We start from the raw sequence: 21735 nt of genomic DNA on the forward strand, positions 1-21735 counted from the left end.
TTGCCGTTAAAGCCACTTCTTCCAGCGAAAGAAAAAGTAAGGGAATACCGCTGCGACAACCATCATGACCAGCGCCATCGGGTATCCGAATGAGAAATCTAGTTCGGGTATGGCTTTAAAATTCATGCCATAGATCGACGCGATCAGCGTCGGCGGCATGAAGACGACCGCCATGACCGAGAACAGCTTGATGATGTTGTTCTGTTCAAGATTGACAAGACCGAGTGTTGCGTCGAGCAAAAATTGAATTTTCGTGGACAGGAAGGTGGCGTGCTCCTCGAGGGATTGCAGATCCCGCAGGGTGGAACGGACATCCTCGCGCAGATCGCGCGGGGCCTTGTTGGTCCGGTAGGTCGCCGACAGCGAGAGCAGAATACGCTCCATGGAGACGAGGCTCTCCCGCTGCTTGGAGATGAGATCGCCGTGCCGGCCGAGGGCGCGTAACGTGTCCTGGAGGGCGGTGTTGCGGGCGGACGGATCCTCCTGCACTTCGAAGATCTTGCCCGACAGGCGGTCGATGCGTTCGCCCTGGAGCTGGAGCACGTCGGCGGCCCGGTCGATCACCGCCTCGATCAGCCCGGCCAGGATGGTCTCGCCCGAGGTGGCCGACGCGCTGCCGTTGCCCATCGAGCGCCCGGCGCGCTGCGTGTACATGCGGAAGGCCTGCGGCTCCTCGTGGCGCACGGTGACGAGCCGGTTGCCGCGCAGGATGAAGGTGATGCCGGCGAGCCCCGGCTCCTCGGCATCGCTGACCTTCGAGAGCACGCGCCCGGTCATGTAGCGGGCGCCGTCTTCCACGTAGAGCAGCTCCGAGGGCTCGATGTCCTTCATCTCCTCGCGGGTCGGCACCTCGATGCCGGCGAAGGCCTCGACCTTCAGCTCCTCCTCGCGGCTCGGGCGGATCAGGTCGAGCCAGACGGTGTCTTCGGGGATCGTGTCCTGGAGATCGATGACGCGGCGTTCAAGCAGCGTGGCTCCGGCGCCGATGGCGGGCTGGTGGATGAAGATCACGAGCAGGTCTCGGATACGGATCGGTCACGGGACAGCGCAGGGCCGCAGCCCGCATCCGGCACCGCGACGATCGATGCAAGCTGTGCCGGGGATGTGGCGCTGTTTTCTGACGCTTCCGTGACATCGCGGCCCAATCCCTCGGAACAGCTCGGGGTCGGTCGCTGCGGGGCCGGTCGCCGCCTCGCCGAGGGCCTTGGCGTCGAAAGGGCGCTGAATAGGAGTGACGGAGCGGTCGCGCGCCGTCTCATGGATCGTCTCATGGACCGCCGCGGGCGCGACCGGTCGCTCCGGCCTGGGCGCCGTCAGCCGACCGTCGTCTGGGCGATCCCGCCGAATTCGGCCATCGCCGCCCGGAGAGGCGCCTGCTCGGTCCGGGTGGCATCGTCCCCGCGTCCGGCGAGCCGGGCTCACCCTGGCGGCCATGGTCGCCTGCCGCCCGGCCCAGGACGACCCTGCGGCGGCAAGGTCCGCCGACCGCGAGCGAGTGCCCCGGACCCAGGCTCAGTTGCAGCCGTCGCAGATGCTGCGTTCGATCCGATCGGTCAGGGCGCGCTCGCGCCGCTCCTCCGTGCGGGACGGCACTTCGGCGGCCCCGAGCGACGTGCCCGGCGGCTTGGTGACGCCGAGGCTGTTGGTGTTCGGCGCCGTGATCGTCGAGGCCGGGCCGCCGCCGGTGCCCGTCTGATCGGGCGCGACCGTCTGTGCCGCGAGGGGAGCCGAGAGGGTGAGACTCAGCGCGACCAGACCTGCGAGACGAAAATATCCTCGGCTCATGGAACCTCTCCAGTCTTCGAGAGAACGCCGAACTTCACTGCGGGTTGCTTGCCTCATCGGCGCCGCGCCGGCTCGCGTCGGAACACGCCAACCATCTCAACATGGCCCGAATGGCGGAACTGGTCCACCGGCGTGACGGCCTCCAGCCGGTAGCCGCCGGCAACCAGCGTCGCCGCATCCCGGGCGAAGGTGCCGGCGTCGCAGGCGACGCCGATCACGAGGGGCACGCGCGCGGCGGCGAGCTGGCGGGCCTGGGCCTCCGCGCCGGCCCGGGGCGGGTCGAACACCACCGCATCGAAGGCCTCGAGTTCGAGGGGGAGCAGGGGCCGCCGGAACAGGTCGCGGCGCTCGGTGGTGATCCTGCGCAGGCCCGAGGCCATGCGCGTGGATCGTTCGAGCCCGGCCAGGGCGGCGGCGTCGGACTCGACGGCGTGAACGGCGGCCGTCCGGGCGATCGCCAGGCTCAACGGCCCGCAGCCCGCGAACAGGTCGGCGACACGTCGGACACGGGGGCCGAGGGCCGTCAGGGTGAGATCGCAGAGCGTCGCCTGTCCGGCGGCGGTCGCCTGCAGGAATCCGCCGGGCGCCGGGTAGAGGCGGATCGCGTCGGCGGTGACCGAGACCGGCTCGGCCTCCATGAGCCGCTCGCCGTGGAGGGAGAGGCGGGCGAGACCGAGTTCGCCGGCGATCCGCACCAGCGCGGTGCCCACGCCGGCGCTCACCGGGCCGTGGCCGCGCAGATCGACGTCCAGGCCCTGGTCGGTGGCGGTGACGGCCACGTCGAGGGGCTTGCGCCCATGGCCCAGGGGGGCGGCGAGGCGGCGCGCCACCGCGGGGGCCGCGTGCAGCGCCGGCACGGTGATTGGGCAATGGTCGATCGGGACCAGCGCGTGGCTGCGCGCCGCCATCAGCCCGGCCTCGGCACGGCCGTCGATCTCCCGCACGTGCAGGGTGAGGCGGCGACGCCCGGTCCCGTGCGCGTCGATGATCGGGGCAGGGGCCACGTCGAGGCGGGCCTGGGACAGGGCCTGCGCAACGAGGCCGCGCTTCCAGGCGAGTTCCGCGGGCCGCGCGAGGTGCTGGGTGCGGCAGCCGCCGCAGCGCATGTAGTACGGGCAGAACGGCGCGACCCGGTCGGGGGAGGCCAGCGTGACGGCGATGAGGTCGCCGCGCCGCGCCTCCCGGCGGATTTCCGCGCGTTCCCCGGGCAAGGTGTAGGGCACGAGGATCCCATCCTCGGCGATCCCGTCGCCGCGGGCGCCGAGGTCGCGGATCGTGACTGTCTCGATGTCGGCTGTCTCGCTCACGGCAACCTCGCACCGATCAGGAACTCGGCATTGCCGTCGCCGCCCGGCACCGGCGAGTCGATGAGGCCCAGGATTTCGGCGCCGAGCGCCTCCAGGGTTTTGCGGATGGCCGCGCAGACTTCTGCGTGGACCGCCGGATCGCGCACGAGGCCGCCGCGGCCGACCCGCCCCCGCCCGGCCTCGAATTGCGGCTTGATCAGCGCGACGACCTCCGCTCCCGGGGCGAGCAGCGGCGGCAGGACCGGCAGGACGAGGCGCAGACCGATGAAGCTCACGTCCACGCTGGCGAGATCGGGGCGCGGGACGAGGGCGTCCGGGTCGAGGGCGCGGATGTCGGTCCCCTCCCGGTTGGTCACCCGCGGATCCCCGGCGAGGCGCGGATGCAATTGCCCCCGGCCCACATCCAGCGCGTGGACGTGGTGGGCGCCGCGGGCCAGCAGCACGTCGGTAAAGCCGCCCGTCGAGGCGCCGACGTCGAGGCCGGTACGGCCGGCCGGGTCGAGGCCGAACGCATCCAGGGCGGCGGCGAGCTTCATGCCGCCGCGGGAGGCGTAGGGATGCTCGGATTCCGCCTCGACCCGTGCCCCCGGGGCGATCGTGTCCGAGGGGCGGGCGAGCGGGTGCCCGTCGACCCGCACGAGCCCGGCGCGGATCGCAGCCTGGGCCCGGGCCCGGCTCTCGAAATGGCCGTGCGCCACGAGGAACAGGTCGGCGCGACGCGGGGACGGATCGTCCGTGGGCGGCGCGCGGTCCGGGATAGGCCGGTCTCGGGTCATCAGGGCTTCGTGCGGTCCCGGCAGATCTGCGACGGAGGTTTCGGGCCGCCGCCCTGTCGAAGGCCGGCGCGCTCCCTAACTAGACCGGGCCGGAGAGGAGAGCCACCGTATGACCCGCACCCTGCCGCTGCTCGCATTGCTCGGGACCGTCGCCGCCGGCGCCGCCCTGGCGCAGGAGCCTCCGAAGGAGGTCGCCAAACCGGCAGAGACCTACACGGCGCCGATCAAGAACGCCAAGGGCGACGCGATCGGCGCCTTGTCGATCCGCGACGGGGCCAATGCCCTGGTCCTGCGCGTGACGATCCAGCCCGGTGGTCTGCCGCCCGGCTGGCACGGGATGCATTTCCATGCCGTGGGCGACTGCTCGGATCCGAAGTTCATGAACTCGAAGGCCCACGTGAACCACGACCAGAGCAAGCACGGGCTGCTCAACGCCGAGGGGCCCGACGAGGGCGACCTGCCGAACCTCTACGCCGCGCAGGACGGCTCGGCCAATGCCGAGGTCTCGAGCGAGACGCCGCTGAACGGCGAGGGCGGCCTCAAGGATGGTGACGGCGCAGCGCTGATCATTCACGCCAACGAGGACGACCACACCAGCCAGCCGATCGGCGGCGCCGGCGACCGGATCGCCTGCGGGGTGATCAAGTAGTCGCGGAGGGCGAGGGCACCGCCGGCGGGATCGGCCGCGGGCGGCCGGCCTCGTCGATGGCCACGAAGGTGAACGTGGCCTGCGTGACCCGCTCGCGAACCTGGGTGCAGAAGCGCCGCGCCCAGGCCTCGACTTCGATCTTCATCGAGGTCCGGCCGACATGCGCCACCCGGGTATAGACGCACAGCACGTCGCCGACCCGGACCGGCCGGATGAAGGTCATGGATTCGAGCGCCACGGTGACCACGCGGCCCTGCGCCCGGTCCACCCCCGCGATGCCACCGGCTTGGTCCATCTGCGAGAGCACCCAGCCGCCGAAGATGTCGCCGTTGGCATTGGTGTCGGCCGGCATGGCGATGGTGCGCACCGTGAGGTCGCCCTTGGGCAGATCGACCTCCACGGGCGGTGTCGCGCTTCCGGCCGGTGAGAGTGTGACGTGCTGCATGCCGTCCATCCGCCCCGTCTGCGCCGTCAGGACATCAGGCCGGCGAGCTTGAGACCCGCCGCCAGCAGCACGGCGACCGCACTCAGGATGCATTCGAGCGGGATGGATTGCCAGAGGTCCGGCGTCGCCGCCGCAGGCTCGGCGCGTTGCGCAATATCGTTCATCGGGCTTCCTCTCGGGCGCACCGATCTGCCGTCGGCGGTCCCGTTCCCGGCACGATAAAGCAAGGGCCGCCCGCGCGCACCCCGAATCGGCGCATGAAAAAGCCCGGCGGCTCGAGGGAGCCGCCGGGCCGGTCAGGTCGGAGAACCGCTCAGTAGTAGAACCGGCGGCCGTAATAGGGACGGCGGTAGAACGGCCGCGGGCCGTAGTAGAACCGGCGACGGTAATAGGGGCGGCGCCAGTAGGGCCGCGGGCCGTAGAAGCGGCGGCGGTAGTAGTACTGGGCCTTCTCGGCTACTGCCGGCGCGGCTTCGGCGGGCAGGGCCAGCCCCGGACCGATGGGCGCGGCGGCCGCGCCCTCCGGCGCCGCAGCCGCGAAGCCCAGCACCAGCAGGGCCGCGAGCAGGAATTTCCTCAGCACGGTCTCGACTCCCTTCGTGTGGTTACGTCCTGGTCGACGAACCGCACGGGAAGCGAGGGCCCTCCGCCCGGTCCGAAACGCTGCAACGCGTAGGCGAGCGGAAGCGTTGCAGCATAACCGCTGCGACGTTTCGGACAGGGTTGATCGCGGGTTGAGACCCGACGGGTCAGGCGATCTTCGTCGTCATGTCCTCGATGCGGGCCTCGGCGCTTTGGCGCACGAGGGCGATGCCGTGCTCGCAATCCTCGCGGCGGCTATAGCCTTCGCCGGATTCGGCGATCACCTCGCCGTTGCGCGCCCGGAGGCGCCAGCGCCATTCACCCTTGGCGTCCCGATAGAGTTCGAACCGCATGATGCAGGCCCCCATTCGTCCGTCGGCAGAAATGGGGGCACGGCGCGGCCAATAAAAGGATCTGCCCGCGCCGGAGCGGCCGTCCGGTCGGGCGACGGTCGCGGAAGGGCCATCCGCTGCTGGGGGCTCGAGAAGTCCCGGCGACGGACTCGGATCCGGTTTGATTCCTTGTTTTACGCGCACGAATGCCTGTGCTCGCTCGACATCATTGGATCAAAGCAGTATTCGGCTGCATCGCTGCGGGTGGCGAATCACGCGGCCACGGTCGGGCTTGCCGGGTCGCCGTGGCGTGAACGGATCGCGATGAGCGAGAACAGGGCACTGTCCAGCGCATCGGAATGGTCGGTTCCGGAACGCCGGCTGGCCGCGATCTTCGCCGCCGACATCGCCGGCTATTCGAAGGCGATGCATGCCGACGAGAGCGGCGCCATGCGCGCCCTCCAGGCCACGCGGCGGATCGTCGACCGGATGATCGCGGCCCGTCACGGACGGATCGCCAACACGGCCGGGGACAGCGTGCTGGCCGAGTTCGCCTCGGTCATGGATGCCGTCTGCTGTGCGGTGGCGATCCAGCGAGCCCTCGCCGAGGCCGAGGGGGAGGCCGCGCAGTTCCGTCTCCGCATCGGGATCCATCTCGGCGACATCATGGTGCATGACGGCGATCTCTTCGGCGACGGCGTCAACATCGCCGCGCGTCTGCAGAGCGCCGCCGAGCCCGGCGCCCTGAGGCTTTCGGAAGCCGCCTACCTGCAGGTTCGTGGTCTCTCGGAAATCCCGTTCATCGATCTCGGCCCGCAGCGCCTCAAGAACATCGCACGCCCCGTGCGCGTGTACGCCGTGCCCCCGCCGGACCAGCGGACGTCGCGCGCCATCCGGGCGGGCCGCGCCCGCGCCGCCCTCCGGCCGACGCTCGGCGCCGTCGCGGTCCTCGCCGCCGCGGGGCTGGCTCTGACCTGGCCCCGTCTCGTCGGATCCGAGCGCACGGATGGGCCGGGCGAGCCTCTGCGCCCGAGGCTGTCCCTGGTGGTCCTGCCCCTGGCGAACCAGAGCGGCGAAGCAGACCAGGATTATCTCGCCGAGCAACTCGCCGAGGATCTCTCCGCCGATCTCGCCCGCGCCCCGGGGACCTTCGTCATCGCGCACGGCACGGCCCAGGCCTACAGGGGGCGGCCTCTCGAGCCGCGCGCCGTCGGCCGCGAACTCGGCGTCCGCTACGTCGTGCAGGGAAGCCTTCGGCAGAGCGGCGAGCAGGTGCGCTTCGCCGTGCAACTGACGGATGCCGAGACCGGCGCCGCCCTCTGGGCCGACCGCTACGACGGACCGCGGACCGCCGTCGGCGCCGCGCAAGACGTCCTCGTCGCCCAGGTCGGCCGCGCCCTCGGCGTGCGTCTTCTCGAAGCCGCCACGCAGGCCCGGTCGGGCCAGCCGGCGGATGCAGTGGATTTGGTCATGCGCGGACAGGCGCTGCTCAACCGGCCCTTCGCCCGCGACAACCACGCCCAGGCCCGCCCGCTGTTTGAGCGCGCGCTCGGCCTCGATCCGGCCAATGTCGATGCGCGCCTGGGGCTCGCCGAGGTGCTCGTCGACGGGGTGCTGAACGGCTGGACGACCGAGCGGACGGCGGATCTCGACACGGCCGAGCAGGCGATCGCATCGGTCCTCCAGGGCGACCCGACACATCCCTTCGCGCATTACCTGCGCGGGGAGACCCTGCGCGCCCGATCGCGCTACGCGGAGGCCCTCGCGGCGTTCGACCGGGTGCTCACCCTGAATCCCAGCTTCGCCCGGGCCTACGCCTATCGCGGCCTCATCCAGATCTTCCTCGGACGGGCCGAGGAGACGGAGCGCGACATCGCCGCCGCCATCCGCCTCAGCCCCAAGGATCCCCTGCTCGGGGCGTGGCTCGCCCGGGACGGCTTGGCCAAGCTCCATCTCGGGCAGGATCAGGAGGCGATCGAGCCGCTGCGCCGCGCGGCGGCGGTGAACCCGCTCTTCGACTTCCCCCACCTCTATCTCGCCTGCGCCTTCGCGCGGCTCGGCCGGGATGTGGAGGCGCGGGCCTCCCTCGCCGAGTTCCTCAGGCTGCGCCCCGGCTACACCCTCGCCCGCTACCGAAGCCTGACCTCCACCGATCCGACCTTCCTGGCCCAGCGGGCACGCATCTACGAGGGCCTGCGCCGCGCTGGACTGCCGGAGGGCTGACCCCGCGCGTCCGCCCGGCACGGACCGGGCACCGCGCTCGAATTAGAATTTTTCTTCTTCCCGATATAGGCTGGCCCCGACCCGCGCCGAGAAACACGCATAATAACGAGACGCCTGCGGCCGGTCAGGGAGGAAACGATGAACGAGATCGTCCAGGCCGAGGCCGTCTCAGAGGTCTTCTACGGCGCCTGTCCGCATGATTGTCCCGACACCTGCTCCATGCTGTTCGAGGTGAAGGGCGGCGAGCTTCTGAGCGTGCGCGGCAACCCGGACCACCCGATGACCCGGGGCGGCCTCTGCGTGAAGCTGAAGGATTACGAGAAGCGCCACTATCATCCGGACCGGGTGCTCTACCCGATGAAGCGCGTCGGCCCGAAGGGCTCCAAGCAATTCGCGCGCATCACCTGGGACGAGGCGCTCGACGAGATCGTCAGCCGCTGGACGGCGATCATCGACCAGTACGGGCCGCAGGCCATCGCCCCCTACAGCTATCTCGGCAACCAGGGCCTCGTGCACGGGCTGAACGGCGGCGACGCCTTCTTCAACCGCCTGGGCGCCACCGTGACCGAGCGGACCTTCTGCGGCGAGGGCTCGTGCACGGCCTGGCTCCTCACCGTCGGGCCGACCGCCGGCCTCGATCCGGAGAGCTACATCCACTCCAAGTACATCGTCATCTGGGCCTGCAACTCGGTCAGCACGAATCTCCACCACTGGGCGATCGTGAAGGACGCGCAGAAGAAGGGCGCGAAGGTCGTCGTCATCGACGCCTACGCGTCGCGCACCGCCAAGGCCGCCGACTGGCACATCGCCCCGAAGCCCGGCACCGACGGCGCCCTCGCCATGGCGCTGATCAACTCGATCATCGCGCAGGGCCTCGTCGACCAGGACTACGTCGACACCCACACGATCGGCTTCGCCGATCTGAAGGAGCGGGCCGCCCCGCGTACGCCGGAATGGGCGGAATCCATCACGGGCGTCCCGGCGGCCGACATCCGCAGGCTCGCCCACGAGATGGCGACGGCCCAGCCGGTGGGCATCCGCATGGGCGTGGCGCTGGAGCGGCATTTCGGCGGCGGCCAGACCATCCGGGCGGTCACCTGCATCCCGGCGCTCACCGGTGCGTGGCGCCATGTCGGCGGCGGCGTCACGCAGTTCCCGGTCTGGGAGCATCCCTACAAGTTCGACGTCATGTGCCGGCCCGACCTGATCCCGGAGGGCACCCGGGTCGTCTCGAACCTGCAGATCGGCCGCGCGCTCACCGGGGAGCTGAAGCTCGACCCGCCGATCATGTCGATGATGTGCTGGAACTCGAACCCGGTGACGCAGGCCCCCGAGACCGACAAGATCGTCGCGGGCCTGATGCGGGAGGACCTGTTCATGGTCTCGGCCGAGCACTTCATCTCGGACACGGCCGCCTACGCCGACATCCTGCTTCCGGCCGCGATGGGCGCCGAGATGGAGGACATGATCCTCTCCTGGGGCCACCTCTACCTGACCTACAACACCAAGTGCGCGGAGGCGCCCGGCGAGGCGATCCCCAACAACGAGATCTTCCGCAGGCTCGCCGCCCGGTTCGGTTTCGAGGAAGAGAACTTCAAATGGTCGGACGCGGAGTGCCTGGAGCACTACGTCGACTGGGCTTCGCCCGCCTGCGCGGGGATCGACCTCGCCTACATGCGCGCGCATGGCTTCGCCCGCCTGAAGGTGGGCACGCCGGACGACCGCGCCCCGCACCGGGAGGGCAACTTCCCGACCGATACCGGCAAGTGCATGCTCAAGATCGAGGGCGCCACGAACTTCGTCGCGCCGCCGTTCCGGCAGATGTACGAGGGCTTCCAGCCCGGCGAACCCCTCGACCCGCTGCCCGACTATGTCGGTGCGCGGGAATCGCACGCGAACGATCCGGAGCTGGCCAAGCGCTACCCGCTCAACATCGTCTCGCCCAAGAGCCACTACTTCCTGAATTCCTGCTACGCCAACATGGCGGACAAGCAGAAGGGCCAGGGCGAGCAGTTCGTGATGATCAGCCCGGCCGATGCCGAGTCCCGGGGCATCGTCGACGGCGACCGCGTCCAGGTCGCCAATGCCCGGGGCGCCTTCAAGGGCGTCGCGCGCGTCACCGACGACGTCACGCACGGAATCGTGGTGGCGACCCTCGGCTACTGGCGCCAGCTCAACGAGGGGACAGTCAACAGCATCTCGTCGGCGGCCTTCACCGATATGGGCCACGCCCCCTCGTTCTCCGACAACCTCGTCGAGGTCTCGCGGGCGAACTGACCGAGTCCTGTGATGGGAACCGCGCGCAGCGACGGGAGCCGGGGCAGCGTCACAGCCGGGGATGTGGTGCCGGCTGGCGTGCGTCGCTGCGCGCGCGGGGACAGCGGAGCCCTCATGGGGCGACGGGGTCGCGGGGCGTCCCCGCCCGCCATCCGGCCGGCGGCGCCCTCGCCGCGTGCGGGGCCGCAAGGGCCCGAGGCATGGTCACGGGCGTCAGGGGGAACTGATCGCCGCGCGGCGCGGCTTCGCGGCCGCGGCCTGCGCTGAAATGGAAAGCCGCCCGGGACGGATCCGTCCCGGGCGGCTCGAATGTGACGCTCAGGAGCGGGGCGCCCGCTCCAGCCAGCCGATGCTGCGACCCTCGCCGCCTCCCCCGCCGCTGCGCGGCCGGGCATCGGCCCGCTGGGGCCGGGCGTCGCGGTTCGGACGGCCCTGGTTGGGGCGCTCGCCCTGCGGTGGTGCCGGCCGGTCGGCGCGGACGTCGCGACCCTGCGGGGCATGACCCCGCCCGTCGCCGCGGGCGTCGGCCCGGCCTTCCTGGGGCCGGCCCTGCCGGGGCGCACCCTGGCCGGGACCGCCGAAGCCGCGGCCACCCTCCGGCCGACCCTGCTGGGGACGGCCCTGCGACTGCCGGGGCCGCTGACCCTGGCGGCCGCCGCCGGGACGCTGCTGCTGCCGTTCGGGCCGGCGCTCCTCCTCGCGGGCGATCTCGGCCGCCTCCTGGCGGGACGGCGGGGTGAAGCCCTCGGGGAAGCCCGCCACCGGCACCTTCTGCCGGGTCACCCGCTCGATGTCGCGCAGGTAGGCCTTCTCCTCGTCGTTGCAGAACGAGATGGCGAGCCCGTCCGCGCCGGCCCGGGCGGTGCGGCCGATCCGGTGGACGTAGCTCTCCGGCACGTTCGGCAGGTCGAAATTGACCACGTGGCTCACGCCCTCGACGTCGATGCCGCGGGCCGCGATGTCGGTGGCGACCAGAACCCGGCAGGAGCCGTCCTTGAAGGACGCCAGCGCCCGCTCGCGCTGCGGCTGGCTCTTGTTGCCGTGGATGGCCGCCGCCGCGATGCCGACCTTGTCGAGCCCGCGGACGACGCGGTCGGCGCCGTGCTTGGTGCGGGTGAAGACCAGGACGCGTTCGATCGCCGGATCGCGCAGGATGTGGCCGAGCAGCGCCTGCTTGGCGCCGGTGTGGACGAAGATCACCTGCTGGTCGACCCGCTCCGCCGTGGTGGCGACGGGCGTCACCGCGACCTGGACCGGATCGGTGAGATACTGCGCCGCGAGGCCGGCGATATTCTTCGGCATGGTCGCCGAGAAGAACAGGCTCTGGCGCTTCTCGGGCAGCATCTTCACGATGCGCTTGAGGGCGTGGATGAAGCCGAGGTCGAGCATCTGATCGGCTTCGTCGAGGACGAGGATCTCCACGCCGTCGAGGATCAGTGAGCGACGCTCGATCAGGTCGATCAGCCGGCCGGGGGTGGCGACGAGGATGTCGACGCCCGGCGCCAGGGCGCGCTCCTGCCGGCTGATGGTGACGCCGCCGAACACCACCGTGTTGGTGAAGGACAGGTGACGGCCGTAATCCGAGAAGGATTCGGCGATCTGGTTGGCGAGCTCGCGGGTGGGCGAGAGCACCAGCACCCGGCAGCCGCGGCGCGGCGCGCGGCGGTCCGAGAGCGAGAGGCGGTGCAGGATCGGCAGCGCGAAGGCCGCGGTCTTGCCGGTGCCGGTCTGGGCGATGCCGCAGAGGTCGCGGCCTTCCATGGCGGGCGGGATCGCCTGGGCCTGGATCGGGGTCGGCGCGACGTAGCCGGCCTCGCTGAGCGCCCGCAGCACGGGCTGGGCGAGGCCGAAATCGGTGAATTGGGTCAAGGATGTATCCGATGCAGCAGGGCCGGCCGGGCGCCTCGCGTCGCACGCGATCGATGCCGTGTTGGGGCCGGTCCGTTGGCAGGGGGCAGCCCGCGTGATGGGGCGGCCCGGGTGCATGCACGTTATGAAGAGGGGGGCCGGATCACGCCGGGAAGGCGCCCGATCCGTCACGCAGCCCCCTCAAGCGGGCCATGACGGCCGCTGACGCTGCAGCGCCGATATGCGGCTGTGCGACTGCGAAGTCAATGCAGGGCCGGGTTGCGGCGCGATCAGGCCGAGGGCCACGCGGACCGGTACCAGTGCTCCGTCGAGCCCGCGAACACGGCCGGCGTTCCGGGCATGGCTCTCCGCCTCCCGCAGCGCCAGGGCGCCCGAGCTTTCGGTCGATCGGGACCGGGCCGCGGTTCCGCAGAGCGGATCGGCTTACTCTGATGTTGTGTCGCAATCGGCGGCGCACCGCCCTGTCTTGCACCACATCCGGGCTGCCGCAGATCCGGGGCAACCGAAACAATGTGGTGCGGCCAAGAGGACTCGAACCTCCACCCCTCTCGGGACTAGCACCTCAAGCTAGCGCGTCTACCAATTCCGCCATGGCCGCATCGGACGCGAAGATCGGTCCGTTTGCCCGACCGTCGCGCGCCGCGGGAGAACCCGGGGCCGCTTTCGTGTCGCGCGGCGCAGCGGATAACAGATCGTTCCGCCGCCGACAAGCGCCTCGCTCACGGGGAATCGTAGCCGCCCTCCAGGAAAGGCGCCGCGCCGTCGCCGATGCTGATGCCGGGCTCCACGATCGAGGCCGCCTTGCGGATCAGCTCAGTCACCTCGACGGAGATGCGGTCGCCGGTCACCACGATCTGCCCGCGGGCGATCGGGTGGTCGTTGGCCAGGATCTCGACCATGTCGCTGTCGCTGGCTTCCAGCTCGATCACGGCGCCACGGCCCATGCGCAGCAGCATGTGCAGCGGCATGCGGGCGCGGCCCAGCACCACTGTCAGATCGACCTTCAGGGTCTCGAAGATCGCCACCAGCCGCCATCCTGTCTCACGGCCGGTCCTTGCCAGCGCCGGCCGCGAATGTTGAAGGCTGCGACCATCGACGCAGGATGATGAACTCTTGGTAAACGAGCCCCGCCTCACGGTCCGCCCGCACGCCTTCCCGAAGCGGCCCGGCGCAGATCCGGTCGCCGGCCCGGTGGGCTGGCGCGTGAGCGACGCGCCCGTGGGCTACGCGGCCGCCCTCGCCTGGATGGAGGCGCGTGTGGAGGCGATCGCCCGCGGCGCGGCGCCCGAATGCGTCTGGCTGCTGGAGCACCCGCCGCTCTACACGGCCGGGACCTCGGCCCGACCGGAGGATCTGGTGGCACCGGACCGCTTCCCGGTCCACGCCACGGGCCGGGGCGGGCAATACACCTATCACGGCCCCGGCCAGCGGGTCGCCTACGTGATGCTCGACCTCGACCGGCGCAGCCGCGACCTGCGCGCCTATGTGGCGAGCCTGGAGGCGTGGCTGATCGAGACGCTCGCCGCCTTCAATGTCCGCGCCGAGCGCCGGGAGGATCGGGTCGGCGTCTGGGTACGCCGGCCCGAGAAGGGGCCTCGCGTCGAGGACAAGATCGCGGCGATCGGGATCCGGGTGCGCCGCTGGGTCAGCTTCCACGGCATCAGCCTGAACGTCGAGCCCGATCTCGCGCATTTCGACGGGATCGTGCCGTGCGGCGTCCGGGAGCACGGGGTGACGAGCCTCGTCGATCTCGGCCTGCCCGTGAGCCTGCCGGAGGTCGACATGCAGCTCCGCGCCGCCTTCGAGGCGTTCTTCGGGGCCACCGTGACCGAGGCTGCGGACTGATCGGGCATGCCGCCGATGCCTCCGGCCGCGCCGATCAGAAATCCGCGTGCAACCGCGAGGCGAAGAAATGCGCGGGGCCGCGGTCGCGATTGTATCCGGGATTGTCGATGAACTGGTAGTCGAAGGTCAGGGTGACGAACTTCGTGAGGTTCAGGGCGTAGTAGGTCTCCAGCGCGCGCTCGGTGCCGTAATTCAGCCGCCCGTCGCCGATCAGCAGGCCGAGGTAGCCGGCCGCGAAGGCGGCCCGGTGTGAGGGTGAGAGCCCGTTCATCGCGGCGCCGATGCCGATCGTGTCGTCGGGCCGGTCCCAGGCCTTGCCCTTCAGCGACAGGCCTCCGGAGAAGCTCCGGTCGATGTCGGTGAAGGAGATGTTCTCGGTGCGCCCGTCGTTCAGGCTCGCCCGGGCGAACAGCCCGAGTTCCGGCGTCAGCCCCTGCTCCAGGTTGATGTAGCCGCCGGTCTTGCGGCGGGGGCGCCTTGTCGCCGCGACGGCGTCGTTGATGTCGTCGAACAGGCCGAGCTGCGTCAGGGTGACCACGTCGCGGTTGTTGGCCGAGACACCGACATTCGAGAACAGGCCGATTCGGATCTTGCCGGGCTGCTCCAGCCACGGGAGGACGTGGCGCTCCTCGAACTCGACGTTCAGCCCCGCACGCCGGAACACCCGCGGGTCGAGCACGTCGCTCGACGGCTCCTTGGGCACCTGCGTGTAGGCTGCGCGGATGGCGAATTCCGGCCGGTTGTACTCGGCGTAGACGCCTTGCGTGAAGCCCGGGAGGTTCGCCGGGAAGTCCCAGGCCGAGGCGCCCCAGAGCGACCAGTTGAAGAAGTCCACGCGCGGGTCGTGCGCGTAGATGTTGCCGTCGAAGAAGTCGCCCAGCGCGAACTTGCCGGCGATCAGCGTGATCCGCTCGGCATCGTAACGGGTGGCCACTTGGTTCGGACCGTCCGGAACATCCACGGTCTCGCCGCCCAGCCCGAAGGTCTGCTTCACGTAGTAGCGGTTCGAGCGCAGCTTCGGGAACGGGGCGCCCGCCTTCTGCGCCTCGCCGTTGACGAAGCCGGCGACGCCCAGCGTCCGCGACAGGCCGAAGCCCTGGCTGAATTCGGGGTTGTAGTAGATCTCGGTGCTGTCGGTGAGCTTGAGGCCGAGGAAGATCGTCGCCGTGGTGGTCTGCCGGGCCTGATGGGGGATCAGGCTCTGCGCGCCCTCGTAGGGCGAGCGGAAGCCGGGCACGGCCTGCGCGATCAGGGTCGTCTGCCCGTGCAGCGAGAAGCGGCCGGTATCGCCGTTGTCGGGGTCGTGCGGAGCGGTCTCGTCCGGGTCCGGCGGCACCTTCAAGCCGCCCGGGAACCACATCAGCCGTGCGAACAGCTGGTTGGAGGTGAAGCTCGCCCGGGTCGTGACCGGTCCACCCGTGTCGCCGGGCACCACGCCCAGCGGGAAGCGCCGGCTGCCGCCGAGATCGATGTAGCGGTAGTCGATGCCCAGGGCGAGGCTGTCGGTGATGGCGTATTGCACGCCCGCGCCCAGGGTGAAGCCGACATAGCCCAATTCCCGCTGCGCGGTGGTCTGGGCGCCCGTGTCGAGATCCGGATAGCTGGCGAGAAACCGGGCGTTCGCACCGGTGAGCCCGAAGGTGCCGTAGATCAGATAGCGATCGAAGCTGTAGCCGAGTCGGGCACGCAGGGCGCCGTAGAGATTCGTCTTGGCGCGCACGACGTTGAAGGCCGGATCCGCATCCGCGTAGCCGAATCCCGCGACGGTCGCGGGGACCGGACGCTTCAGATTCGCCAGGTCGAGATTCGCTTCGATGCCGTAGACCCACGGCCCGGCCTGCCAGGTCCAGCCGCCGAACACGCCGCCCACGGCCGTGGTGGCGTTGCGCCCCTGGTCACTGCGGCCCGTGGAATCGCCGCTCTTGAAAGCCGGGATCGGCCGGCCGCCGATCGTCGTCGGACCGAAATTGTAGGCCCCGTAGGATCCGCCGGCGCTGCCCTCGAGGCCGACATAGCCGCCCGACCAGTCGGTGTAGGTCGGCCGGGTGGCGTCGGGGCGCGGCGCGGCGAAGTCGGCCGCCCGCGCGGCAACCGGGACGAGAAGGGGCGTCGTCAGAATGAGGGCTGCGGTGCGGACCAGGGGCACGGAACGGGTTCTCATCCGACTCACAAAAAAGTATAGCACTTGCTAAAACGGTCTTTGGCATCGCGCAAGCCAGGGTGCGCCTTCTCGCCACAGGCCGCCTCGCAAGTCATCTCCGTTCCGCCCGCCATCCTCGACGCTCGGCATGGCAGTGGAATGACAATCCCGGTCCCGCCGTCTCGGTCAAGATGCAGAGGGTCATCGTATAGCGAACATCTCCGTGAGCTTTTGCAATGACCGCGTCACGGTGCCGGAAAGACATGCGAATACGATCATGGCTCCCCAAGGTGGTCTCAGATTAGAATTGTTATTATTTGAGATCGATGCGATTCCAGTTTGAACTTCGAGCGGGGTGGATTATGTGCGACCGCATGCATGCGTCGCCCATCACTCCGCTTCTCCGCGGCCTCGCCGCGGCCTCGCTCCTCGCCTTCGCGGGCCCCGCGACGGCCAAGGAAGTGCCCATCGGTCCGCATGTGACGCAGAACGGCCTGGAGGTCGCCGCCGTCTATCTCCAGCCGATCGAGATGGATCCTCCCGGCATGATGCGCGAGGCCGCCAAGTCGGACATCCACCTCGAAACCGATATCCGCGCCGCCAAGGACAACCGCAACGGCTTCGCCGAGGGGGATTGGGTGCCGGCCCTCGACGTCCGGTTCGAGGCGGTGAAGCTTGATGGCGACAAGCCCACCGACCAGACGGTGTCGGGGGTGCTGATGCCGATGGTCGCCAATGACGGGCCGCATTACGGCGATAACGTCAAGCTGTTCGGCCCCGGCCGCTATCGTCTCAAAGTAATGGTCGCGCCCCCGGGCAAGGACAGCCATTTCGGTCGCCACGTGGACAAGGAGACAGGGGTCGGTCCGTGGTTCGAGCCCTTCGCGGTTACGCAGGATTTCACCTTCGCCGGTGTCGGCAAGAAGGGCGCCTACTGAATTTGCCGGAGCTGTCCGTGTCCCGCCTGTCGCGCTTCCTCGCCCCTGCCGCCGTGCTGCTGGTCGCCGTCGCGTCCGCGCGGGCCGACGACATGCCGGTCATCAAGGTCGAGATGCGCGATGGGGTGATCCTTCCGGCGGTGATCGAGGTGCCGGCCAACACCCGGTTCAAGCTGGAGATCTCGAATACCGGCCAGAGCCCGGTTGAGTTCGAGAGCACGGAACTCAAGCGCGAGAAGGCGCTGGCCGCGGGCTCGACCTCGGCGATCGTGTTCCGCACCCTCGATGCCGGCACCTACCAGGTGTTCGACGACTTCCACCCGGAGGCGAAGGCGACTTTGGTGGCCAAATGAGCGCGTCGACGACAGCGCCAGCCTCCCTTGCCCTGAGCCGTGTTCCGCCGCGTCGATCCGTCATCGACGGTGCGCTGGCCCGGTTCGGCGACGGGCTGCGCCGGTACGGTTGGATCATCCGGGCCGTGCAATGGCTGATCGTTGCCGTCTACGCGGTTCTGGTGATCGTCCCGGCGCTGCTGCCGCTCCCCGACAACGCCGCCCATATCTGGACCAACCTGACGCTCGCCGCTCAGTTCGCGTTCTGGGGGATCTGGTGGCCGTTCGTGCTGGTGAGCATGGTCCTGGTCGGCCGTGCATGGTGCGGCGTGCTCTGCCCCGAGGGCGCGCTCAGCGAATTTGCAAGCCGCTGGAGCCGCGGCTATGCCGTGCCGCGCTGGATCACCTGGCAGGGCTGGCCCTTCGTGGCCTTTGCCGGCACCACCGTCTACGGGCAGATGACCAGCGTCTACGGCTATCCCAAGCCGGTCCTCGCGGTCCTGGGGGGCTCGACGCTGGCGGCGATCGTGGTCGGCCTGCTCTACGGGCGCAACAAGCGCGTCTGGTGCCGCTACCTCTGCCCGGTCAACGGCGTCTTCGCGGTGCTGTCGAAGCTGGCGCCGGTCAGCTTCCAGGTCGACAGCGCCGCCTGGGCGGTCTCGCCCAAGCCCGTCGGGGGCACCGAGAGCTTCAACTGCGCGCCCCTCGTGCCGGTAAAGACCATGCGCGGCGCGGGCGCCTGCCATATGTGCGGGCGCTGCAGCGGCCATCGCGGCGCCGTGCGACTCGCCCTGCGCTCCCCCAATCACGAGATCGTCCGCGTTGCGGGCGAGGAGCCCAGCCTCGACCAGACCATGCTGATCCTGTTCGGCATGCTGGCGCTGGCGGTGGGCGCCTTCCAATGGTCGTCGAGTCCCTGGTACGTCGACGCCAAGCAATGGGCCGCCACATGGCTCATCGAACGCGGGACCACGTGGCCCCTGGAGCATTCGGCGCCCTGGTTCGTGCTGACGAACTACCCCGACCGCAACGACGTCATGACCCTCCTCGACGGCGGGTTGCTGCTGGCCTACATCGGCGCCGCGACGATCGTCCTCGGGCTTGCCCTGTCGGGGATCGTGGCGCTCGCGACCCTGTCCCTCGGGGGCTGGTCCCTGCGCCGCTTCCACCACCTGACCCAGACGCTGATCCCCGTGGCGGGCTGCGGCGTCTTCCTGGGCCTGTCGGCGCTGACCGTCACGTTCCTCCGCGGGGACGGCATCGTGATCCCCTACGTGGCGGAGATCCGCACGGCCCTGCTCGCCGGCGCGAGCCTGTGGAGCGTGTGGCTCGCCTGGCAGGTGGCGGGGCTTGCCGTCGGTGGGGTCCGCCGGGTGGCGGCCGCAGCCTGCATCGCCGGGGCGGCCGCCCTGTCGGTGGCCAATTGGGTGCTCCTGTTCTGGATCTGGTAGCGCGCGGTCCGCGCGCGGTGCTTCACGCTCTCGCATAACCCCTGGAGACCGCCATGATCGGCGCCTTCGTCATCGCCTTCCGCGAAGTCATCGAGGCAGGCCTCATCATCTCCATCGTGCTGGCGGCCACCCGGGGTATCCCGGGCCGGATGCGCTGGGTCCTGCTCGGCGTTGCCGGCGGCCTCGCGGGTGCCGCCCTGGTGGCACTGTTCGCCGAGAAGATCTCCGATGCCTTCGAGGGCAGCGGGCAGGATATCCTGAACGCTGCGGTCCTGATCGTCGCCGTGCTGCTGCTCGTCTGGCACAACACCTGGATGAGCAAGCACGGCAAGGAACTGGCGGGCGAGCTGCGCGCCGCCGGCGCGGCGGTGCGATCGGGGGAGCGGGAGGCGGCGGCCCTATCGATCGTGATCGGCGCCGCGATCCTGCGCGAGGGCGCCGAGCTGGTGCTGTTCCTGTATGGCCTCGTGGCCTCGGGCACCTCGGGGGCCGACATCCAGTTCGGCGCCGTCGCCGGCATCGGTGCGGGCGTGCTCCTCTCGGCGGTCACCTATCTCGGCCTCGCCTCGATTCCGAGCCGCTACGTCTTCTCGGTGACCAGCGTGCTGATCATCTTCCTCGCGGCCGGCTTGGCCGCGCAGGCCGCGCAGTTTCTGAGCAATGCCGGCGTGGTGGACGTCCTCGGCCACACCCTGTGGAACAGCTCCGGTTTGATCGCCGAGAATTCCTGGCCCGGCCGCGTCCTGCACGCCCTGGTCGGCTACACGGACCGCCCGACCGCCCTGCAGGGTCTGGTCTACATCGCCACCATCGCGGTGATGATCGGCCTGATGCAATGGAGCGCCGCCGACCAGCGCCGCGCGGTGCGGGCGGCGTAGAACGCCGTCCGACCGCAGGGCCGCCGGACCGTCGGACAGCGTGATGTGCGGAGACTGTGCGCTGGCCGGCTGACCCGGTTGGGGCAGATCCGGCGCGGGGTGCGGGCGTCCCGGGCCAAGGATCGCCCGGCTGTGTGTCCTCGACGCGAGGCGACCGGCTCCGCCGCACCGATCGGCGATGCGGCGGAGGGGGATCGGGCTGCGGCCCTCAGGCCGGGGCAGCCCATTTCGCGCGATCGGCCGGCTTCTCCCTGTAGATCGTGCCGCCGAAATCGATGTGCAGTTCCGTGTCGGCCCCCTCGCGCCGGCGCGCCAGCACCTCGAAATGCTTCGGCTTGCGGCGCGGCGCGTCTACGACCATCCAACCCGCCGAGGCCGCCGCCGCGAGGGCATGCGCGGGATCGGCGGGGCCATCCGCCCGCTTGGAGCCGGGGGCGTGGTGGGGCTTCTTGTGATGGATCTCCACCGGATCCCGGCCCGCGGCCGAAATCCGTGTGACCTTGATCTCCGAGGGACGGCGCTCGCCCTCCAGGGTCACGTGCAGCCCGCTCGTGATCGGAAACGCGTCCACGCCCTTCGGGCCGAGATCGGCCAGATGTGTCTCGCCGCCCGCCTCGAGGGTGAAACGATGGGCGAAGACGTGCCGGATGGTGCCCGAGAGGGCGGTCGTGTCGTGAAGCGGCATGATTTTCTCCGTGGAGCGCCCAACCGCAGGCGCATTCGATATATCGAAATCTGCCACGAAGGTTTCAAGGACACGATCAGATCGGTCCGGACACGGCGGCAGCCCGCCATGTCCGAGGGCAGGTTTCTGGCGGCCCGCCCGCTTCTCAGGCGCCCGTTTTCCTCAGGCGCCCGTCGCGACCGCGCGGGCCGGATCGGCGCCCCATTCCGACCAGGAGCCATCGTAGAGGCTTCGCGCCGGGCGGCCCATGGTCTCGAGAGCGAGCGCGATGATCGCCGCGGTCACGCCGGAGCCGCAGGTGGTCACGATCGGCCGGTCCGGATCGACGCCGTTCTCGGCGAAGACCGACTTCAATTCCTCCGGGGTCTTCATCCGGCCGTCACGCTGGAGTGCCGCGTAATGCAGATTGCAGGCGCCCGGCATATGCCCCGGTCGGACGCCGGGCCGGGGTTCGGGCTCCTCGCCGCGGAAGCGTGTCGCTGAACGGGCATCGACCACCTGAGCCGACCCGGTTTCCAGCGCCCGCGCCACGTCGTCCGCATCCGCCACCGCGCCGTGATCGAGGCGGGCCGAGAAGTGGCGACGCTCGTGTGGGTGCGGCTCGCCTTCCTCGGTGGGGTAGCCTGCCGCGATCCAGGCCGGCAGGCCGCCGTCCAGCACCAGGGCGTCCCGCACGCCGAAGGCCTTGAGCATCCACCAGACGCGCGGAGCCGAGAACAGGCCCTGACCGTCATAGACCACGATCTGCATGCCGTCGCCGACGCCGAGGGCGCGCATCCGGGCGGCGAACACCTCGGGCCGCGGCAGCATGTGCGGCAGGCTCGACTCGGTGTCGCTCATGGCGTCGAGATCGAAGCGGCGGGCGCCGGGAATGTGGGCCGCGCGATATTCGGCCTCGGGGTCCCGGCCTGCGGCCGGCAGGTACCAAGAGGCGTCCAGGACCACGATGTCGGGAGCTTGAAGGCGGTCGTGCAGCCATTCGGGTGACACGAGGGGCGCGTGGGCCATGGTCAGCGGATCCGGCTCTGTTCGCGTTGCAGGCTCACAGAACCACAGGTCGCACCGCGTTGCACGCCCGGGACAGGCTCGGAGGCGAGCGTCCGGCGGATTCGTCAGGCCCGGCCAATGCCAATCGAAGCGATGCGCGAATGCGCCGAGCTACGCATCCCGCACCGTGGTCCGATGCACCCGACGCAGGCTGGTCTTGTTTTAAAGAGCCGT

Annotated in this window: 21 protein-coding genes and 1 tRNA gene; 8 read left to right on the top strand and 14 right to left on the bottom strand. The window is 70.1% G+C overall.

Annotated features, from left to right (window positions below):
* Nucleotides 1-6 precede the first annotated feature (6 nt).
* From PQI07_RS13060 to PQI07_RS13075, 4 genes are all read right to left on the bottom strand, one after another.
* Nucleotides 7-1011 (bottom strand): magnesium transporter CorA family protein, encoded by a 1005-nt coding sequence (locus PQI07_RS13060; RefSeq protein ID WP_043348324.1) that lies wholly within the window; start codon nt 1009-1011, stop codon nt 7-9.
* Between the two features lie 501 nt (nt 1012-1512).
* Complete coding sequence (locus PQI07_RS13065) at nt 1513-1785, bottom strand: hypothetical protein (RefSeq protein WP_043759107.1); 273 nt, start codon at nt 1783-1785, stop codon at nt 1513-1515.
* A gap of 53 nt (nt 1786-1838) precedes the next feature.
* The gene (locus PQI07_RS13070; protein ID WP_274926755.1) at nt 1839-3092 is read right to left on the bottom strand and encodes a class I SAM-dependent RNA methyltransferase; all 1254 of its coding nucleotides are present in this window, start codon (nt 3090-3092) and stop codon (nt 1839-1841) included.
* Nucleotides 3089-3868: a TlyA family RNA methyltransferase gene (locus PQI07_RS13075; RefSeq protein ID WP_274926756.1), complete on the bottom strand. Its 780-nt coding sequence runs from the start codon at nt 3866-3868 to the stop codon at nt 3089-3091. Before PQI07_RS13075 ends, PQI07_RS13070 begins: the two co-directional genes overlap by 4 nt.
* Before the next feature lie 109 nt (nt 3869-3977).
* Here PQI07_RS13075 and PQI07_RS13080 point away from each other — a divergent pair, with 109 nt between their 5' ends.
* On the top strand, nt 3978-4517 hold the full coding sequence (locus PQI07_RS13080; protein ID WP_043348341.1) for a superoxide dismutase family protein: 540 nt from the start codon (nt 3978-3980) through the stop codon (nt 4515-4517).
* On the opposite strand, the gene PQI07_RS13085 is transcribed toward PQI07_RS13080, so the two are convergent.
* The 4 genes from PQI07_RS13085 to PQI07_RS13100 all read right to left on the bottom strand — a co-directional run bounded on the left by PQI07_RS13085 (nt 4510) and on the right by PQI07_RS13100 (nt 5897).
* Nucleotides 4510-4962, bottom strand: coding sequence for an acyl-CoA thioesterase (locus PQI07_RS13085; RefSeq protein WP_051976177.1), 453 nt, complete (start codon nt 4960-4962; stop codon nt 4510-4512). The two genes, PQI07_RS13080 and PQI07_RS13085, sit on opposite strands and share 8 nt — an antisense overlap.
* A 26-nt stretch (nt 4963-4988) precedes the next feature.
* Nucleotides 4989-5126: a hypothetical protein gene (locus tag PQI07_RS13090; protein WP_164706365.1), complete on the bottom strand. Its 138-nt coding sequence runs from the start codon at nt 5124-5126 to the stop codon at nt 4989-4991.
* A 149-nt stretch (nt 5127-5275) separates the two neighbouring features.
* The gene (locus PQI07_RS13095; protein ID WP_274926757.1) at nt 5276-5545 is read right to left on the bottom strand and encodes a hypothetical protein; all 270 of its coding nucleotides are present in this window, start codon (nt 5543-5545) and stop codon (nt 5276-5278) included.
* A gap of 166 nt (nt 5546-5711) precedes the next feature.
* Nucleotides 5712-5897: a YegP family protein gene (locus PQI07_RS13100; protein WP_043385745.1), complete on the bottom strand. Its 186-nt coding sequence runs from the start codon at nt 5895-5897 to the stop codon at nt 5712-5714.
* A 303-nt stretch (nt 5898-6200) separates the two neighbouring features.
* Here PQI07_RS13100 and PQI07_RS13105 point away from each other — a divergent pair, with 303 nt between their 5' ends.
* Together PQI07_RS13105 and PQI07_RS13110 are read left to right on the top strand one after the other, a co-directional pair.
* Nucleotides 6201-8099: a tetratricopeptide repeat protein gene (locus PQI07_RS13105; RefSeq protein ID WP_051976175.1), complete on the top strand. Its 1899-nt coding sequence runs from the start codon at nt 6201-6203 to the stop codon at nt 8097-8099.
* Between the two features lie 138 nt (nt 8100-8237).
* On the top strand, nt 8238-10376 hold the full coding sequence (locus tag PQI07_RS13110) for a molybdopterin-containing oxidoreductase family protein (RefSeq protein ID WP_274926758.1): 2139 nt from the start codon (nt 8238-8240) through the stop codon (nt 10374-10376).
* 318 nt (nt 10377-10694) lie between these two features.
* Here the strand turns inward: PQI07_RS13110 and PQI07_RS13115 are convergent, their stop codons facing one another.
* The 3 genes from PQI07_RS13115 to PQI07_RS13125 form a co-directional block, all read right to left on the bottom strand.
* Nucleotides 10695-12245: a DEAD/DEAH box helicase gene (locus PQI07_RS13115; RefSeq protein ID WP_274926759.1), complete on the bottom strand. Its 1551-nt coding sequence runs from the start codon at nt 12243-12245 to the stop codon at nt 10695-10697.
* A 513-nt stretch (nt 12246-12758) separates the two neighbouring features.
* Nucleotides 12759-12843: transfer RNA gene (locus PQI07_RS13120), tRNA-Leu, on the bottom strand.
* A 121-nt stretch (nt 12844-12964) separates the two neighbouring features.
* On the bottom strand, nt 12965-13270 hold the full coding sequence (locus PQI07_RS13125) for a FliM/FliN family flagellar motor switch protein (RefSeq protein ID WP_043351350.1): 306 nt from the start codon (nt 13268-13270) through the stop codon (nt 12965-12967).
* 88 nt (nt 13271-13358) lie between these two features.
* On the opposite strand from PQI07_RS13125, the gene lipB reads away from it, so the two are divergent.
* Nucleotides 13359-14090 (top strand): lipoyl(octanoyl) transferase LipB, encoded by a 732-nt coding sequence (lipB, locus tag PQI07_RS13130; RefSeq protein ID WP_043759102.1) that lies wholly within the window; start codon nt 13359-13361, stop codon nt 14088-14090.
* A gap of 34 nt (nt 14091-14124) precedes the next feature.
* Here the strand turns inward: lipB and PQI07_RS13135 are convergent, their stop codons facing one another.
* Nucleotides 14125-16251 carry a carbohydrate porin gene (locus PQI07_RS13135; RefSeq protein ID WP_043759101.1) on the bottom strand — a complete coding sequence of 709 codons (2127 nt, stop codon included), beginning with the start codon at nt 16249-16251 and terminating at the stop codon, nt 14125-14127.
* Between the two features lie 353 nt (nt 16252-16604).
* On the opposite strand from PQI07_RS13135, the gene PQI07_RS13140 reads away from it, so the two are divergent.
* Genes PQI07_RS13140 through PQI07_RS13155 form a run of 4 tightly spaced genes read left to right on the top strand, consistent with a single transcriptional unit; the run spans nt 16605 to nt 19829 of the window.
* A complete protein-coding gene (locus PQI07_RS13140; RefSeq protein WP_205782340.1) occupies nt 16605-17168 on the top strand; it encodes an iron transporter in 564 nt (187 codons plus the stop codon).
* A 17-nt stretch (nt 17169-17185) separates the two neighbouring features.
* Nucleotides 17186-17521 carry a cupredoxin domain-containing protein gene (locus tag PQI07_RS13145; RefSeq protein ID WP_043351359.1) on the top strand — a complete coding sequence of 112 codons (336 nt, stop codon included), beginning with the start codon at nt 17186-17188 and terminating at the stop codon, nt 17519-17521.
* On the top strand, nt 17518-18951 hold the full coding sequence (locus PQI07_RS13150) for a 4Fe-4S binding protein (RefSeq protein WP_043385688.1): 1434 nt from the start codon (nt 17518-17520) through the stop codon (nt 18949-18951). The genes PQI07_RS13145 and PQI07_RS13150 overlap by 4 nt, the downstream gene beginning before the upstream one ends.
* A gap of 53 nt (nt 18952-19004) precedes the next feature.
* Nucleotides 19005-19829, top strand: a complete 825-nt coding sequence (locus PQI07_RS13155; protein ID WP_043351362.1) for an FTR1 family iron permease — start codon at nt 19005-19007, stop codon at nt 19827-19829.
* Nucleotides 19830-20037: 208 nt separating this feature from the next.
* On the opposite strand, the gene PQI07_RS13160 is transcribed toward PQI07_RS13155, so the two are convergent.
* Nucleotides 20038-20514 carry a hypothetical protein gene (locus PQI07_RS13160; protein WP_043351364.1) on the bottom strand — a complete coding sequence of 159 codons (477 nt, stop codon included), beginning with the start codon at nt 20512-20514 and terminating at the stop codon, nt 20038-20040.
* Between the two features lie 162 nt (nt 20515-20676).
* Nucleotides 20677-21522, bottom strand: a complete 846-nt coding sequence (gene sseA, locus PQI07_RS13165; RefSeq protein WP_111473628.1) for a 3-mercaptopyruvate sulfurtransferase — start codon at nt 21520-21522, stop codon at nt 20677-20679.
* Nucleotides 21523-21735 lie beyond the last annotated feature (213 nt).

Source organism: Methylobacterium sp. 092160098-2 (genome assembly GCF_028920805.1).
Taxonomy (GTDB): Bacteria; Pseudomonadota; Alphaproteobacteria; order Rhizobiales; family Beijerinckiaceae; genus Methylobacterium; species Methylobacterium fujisawaense.

Bases quoted from the DNA above. Each gene is read 5' to 3' on its own strand.
- PQI07_RS13065 (WP_043759107.1), bottom strand. From the start codon at position 1,785: ATGAGCCGAGGATATTTTCGTCTCGCAGGTCTGGTCGCGCTGAGTCTC.
- PQI07_RS13075 (WP_274926756.1), bottom strand. From the start codon at position 3,868: ATGACCCGAGACCGGCCTATCCCGGACCGCGCGCCGCCCACGGACGAT.
- PQI07_RS13080 (WP_043348341.1), top strand. From the start codon at position 3,978: ATGACCCGCACCCTGCCGCTGCTCGCATTGCTCGGGACCGTCGCCGCC.
- PQI07_RS13085 (WP_051976177.1), bottom strand. From the start codon at position 4,962: ATGCAGCACGTCACACTCTCACCGGCCGGAAGCGCGACACCGCCCGTG.
- PQI07_RS13090 (WP_164706365.1), bottom strand. From the start codon at position 5,126: ATGAACGATATTGCGCAACGCGCCGAGCCTGCGGCGGCGACGCCGGAC.
- PQI07_RS13100 (WP_043385745.1), bottom strand. From the start codon at position 5,897: ATGCGGTTCGAACTCTATCGGGACGCCAAGGGTGAATGGCGCTGGCGC.
- PQI07_RS13105 (WP_051976175.1), top strand. From the start codon at position 6,201: ATGAGCGAGAACAGGGCACTGTCCAGCGCATCGGAATGGTCGGTTCCG.
- PQI07_RS13110 (WP_274926758.1), top strand. From the start codon at position 8,238: ATGAACGAGATCGTCCAGGCCGAGGCCGTCTCAGAGGTCTTCTACGGC.
- PQI07_RS13135 (WP_043759101.1), bottom strand. From the start codon at position 16,251: ATGAGAACCCGTTCCGTGCCCCTGGTCCGCACCGCAGCCCTCATTCTG.
- PQI07_RS13140 (WP_205782340.1), top strand. From the start codon at position 16,605: ATGCATGCGTCGCCCATCACTCCGCTTCTCCGCGGCCTCGCCGCGGCC.
- PQI07_RS13150 (WP_043385688.1), top strand. From the start codon at position 17,518: ATGAGCGCGTCGACGACAGCGCCAGCCTCCCTTGCCCTGAGCCGTGTT.
- PQI07_RS13155 (WP_043351362.1), top strand. From the start codon at position 19,005: ATGATCGGCGCCTTCGTCATCGCCTTCCGCGAAGTCATCGAGGCAGGC.
- PQI07_RS13160 (WP_043351364.1), bottom strand. From the start codon at position 20,514: ATGCCGCTTCACGACACGACCGCCCTCTCGGGCACCATCCGGCACGTC.
- sseA (WP_111473628.1), bottom strand. From the start codon at position 21,522: ATGGCCCACGCGCCCCTCGTGTCACCCGAATGGCTGCACGACCGCCTT.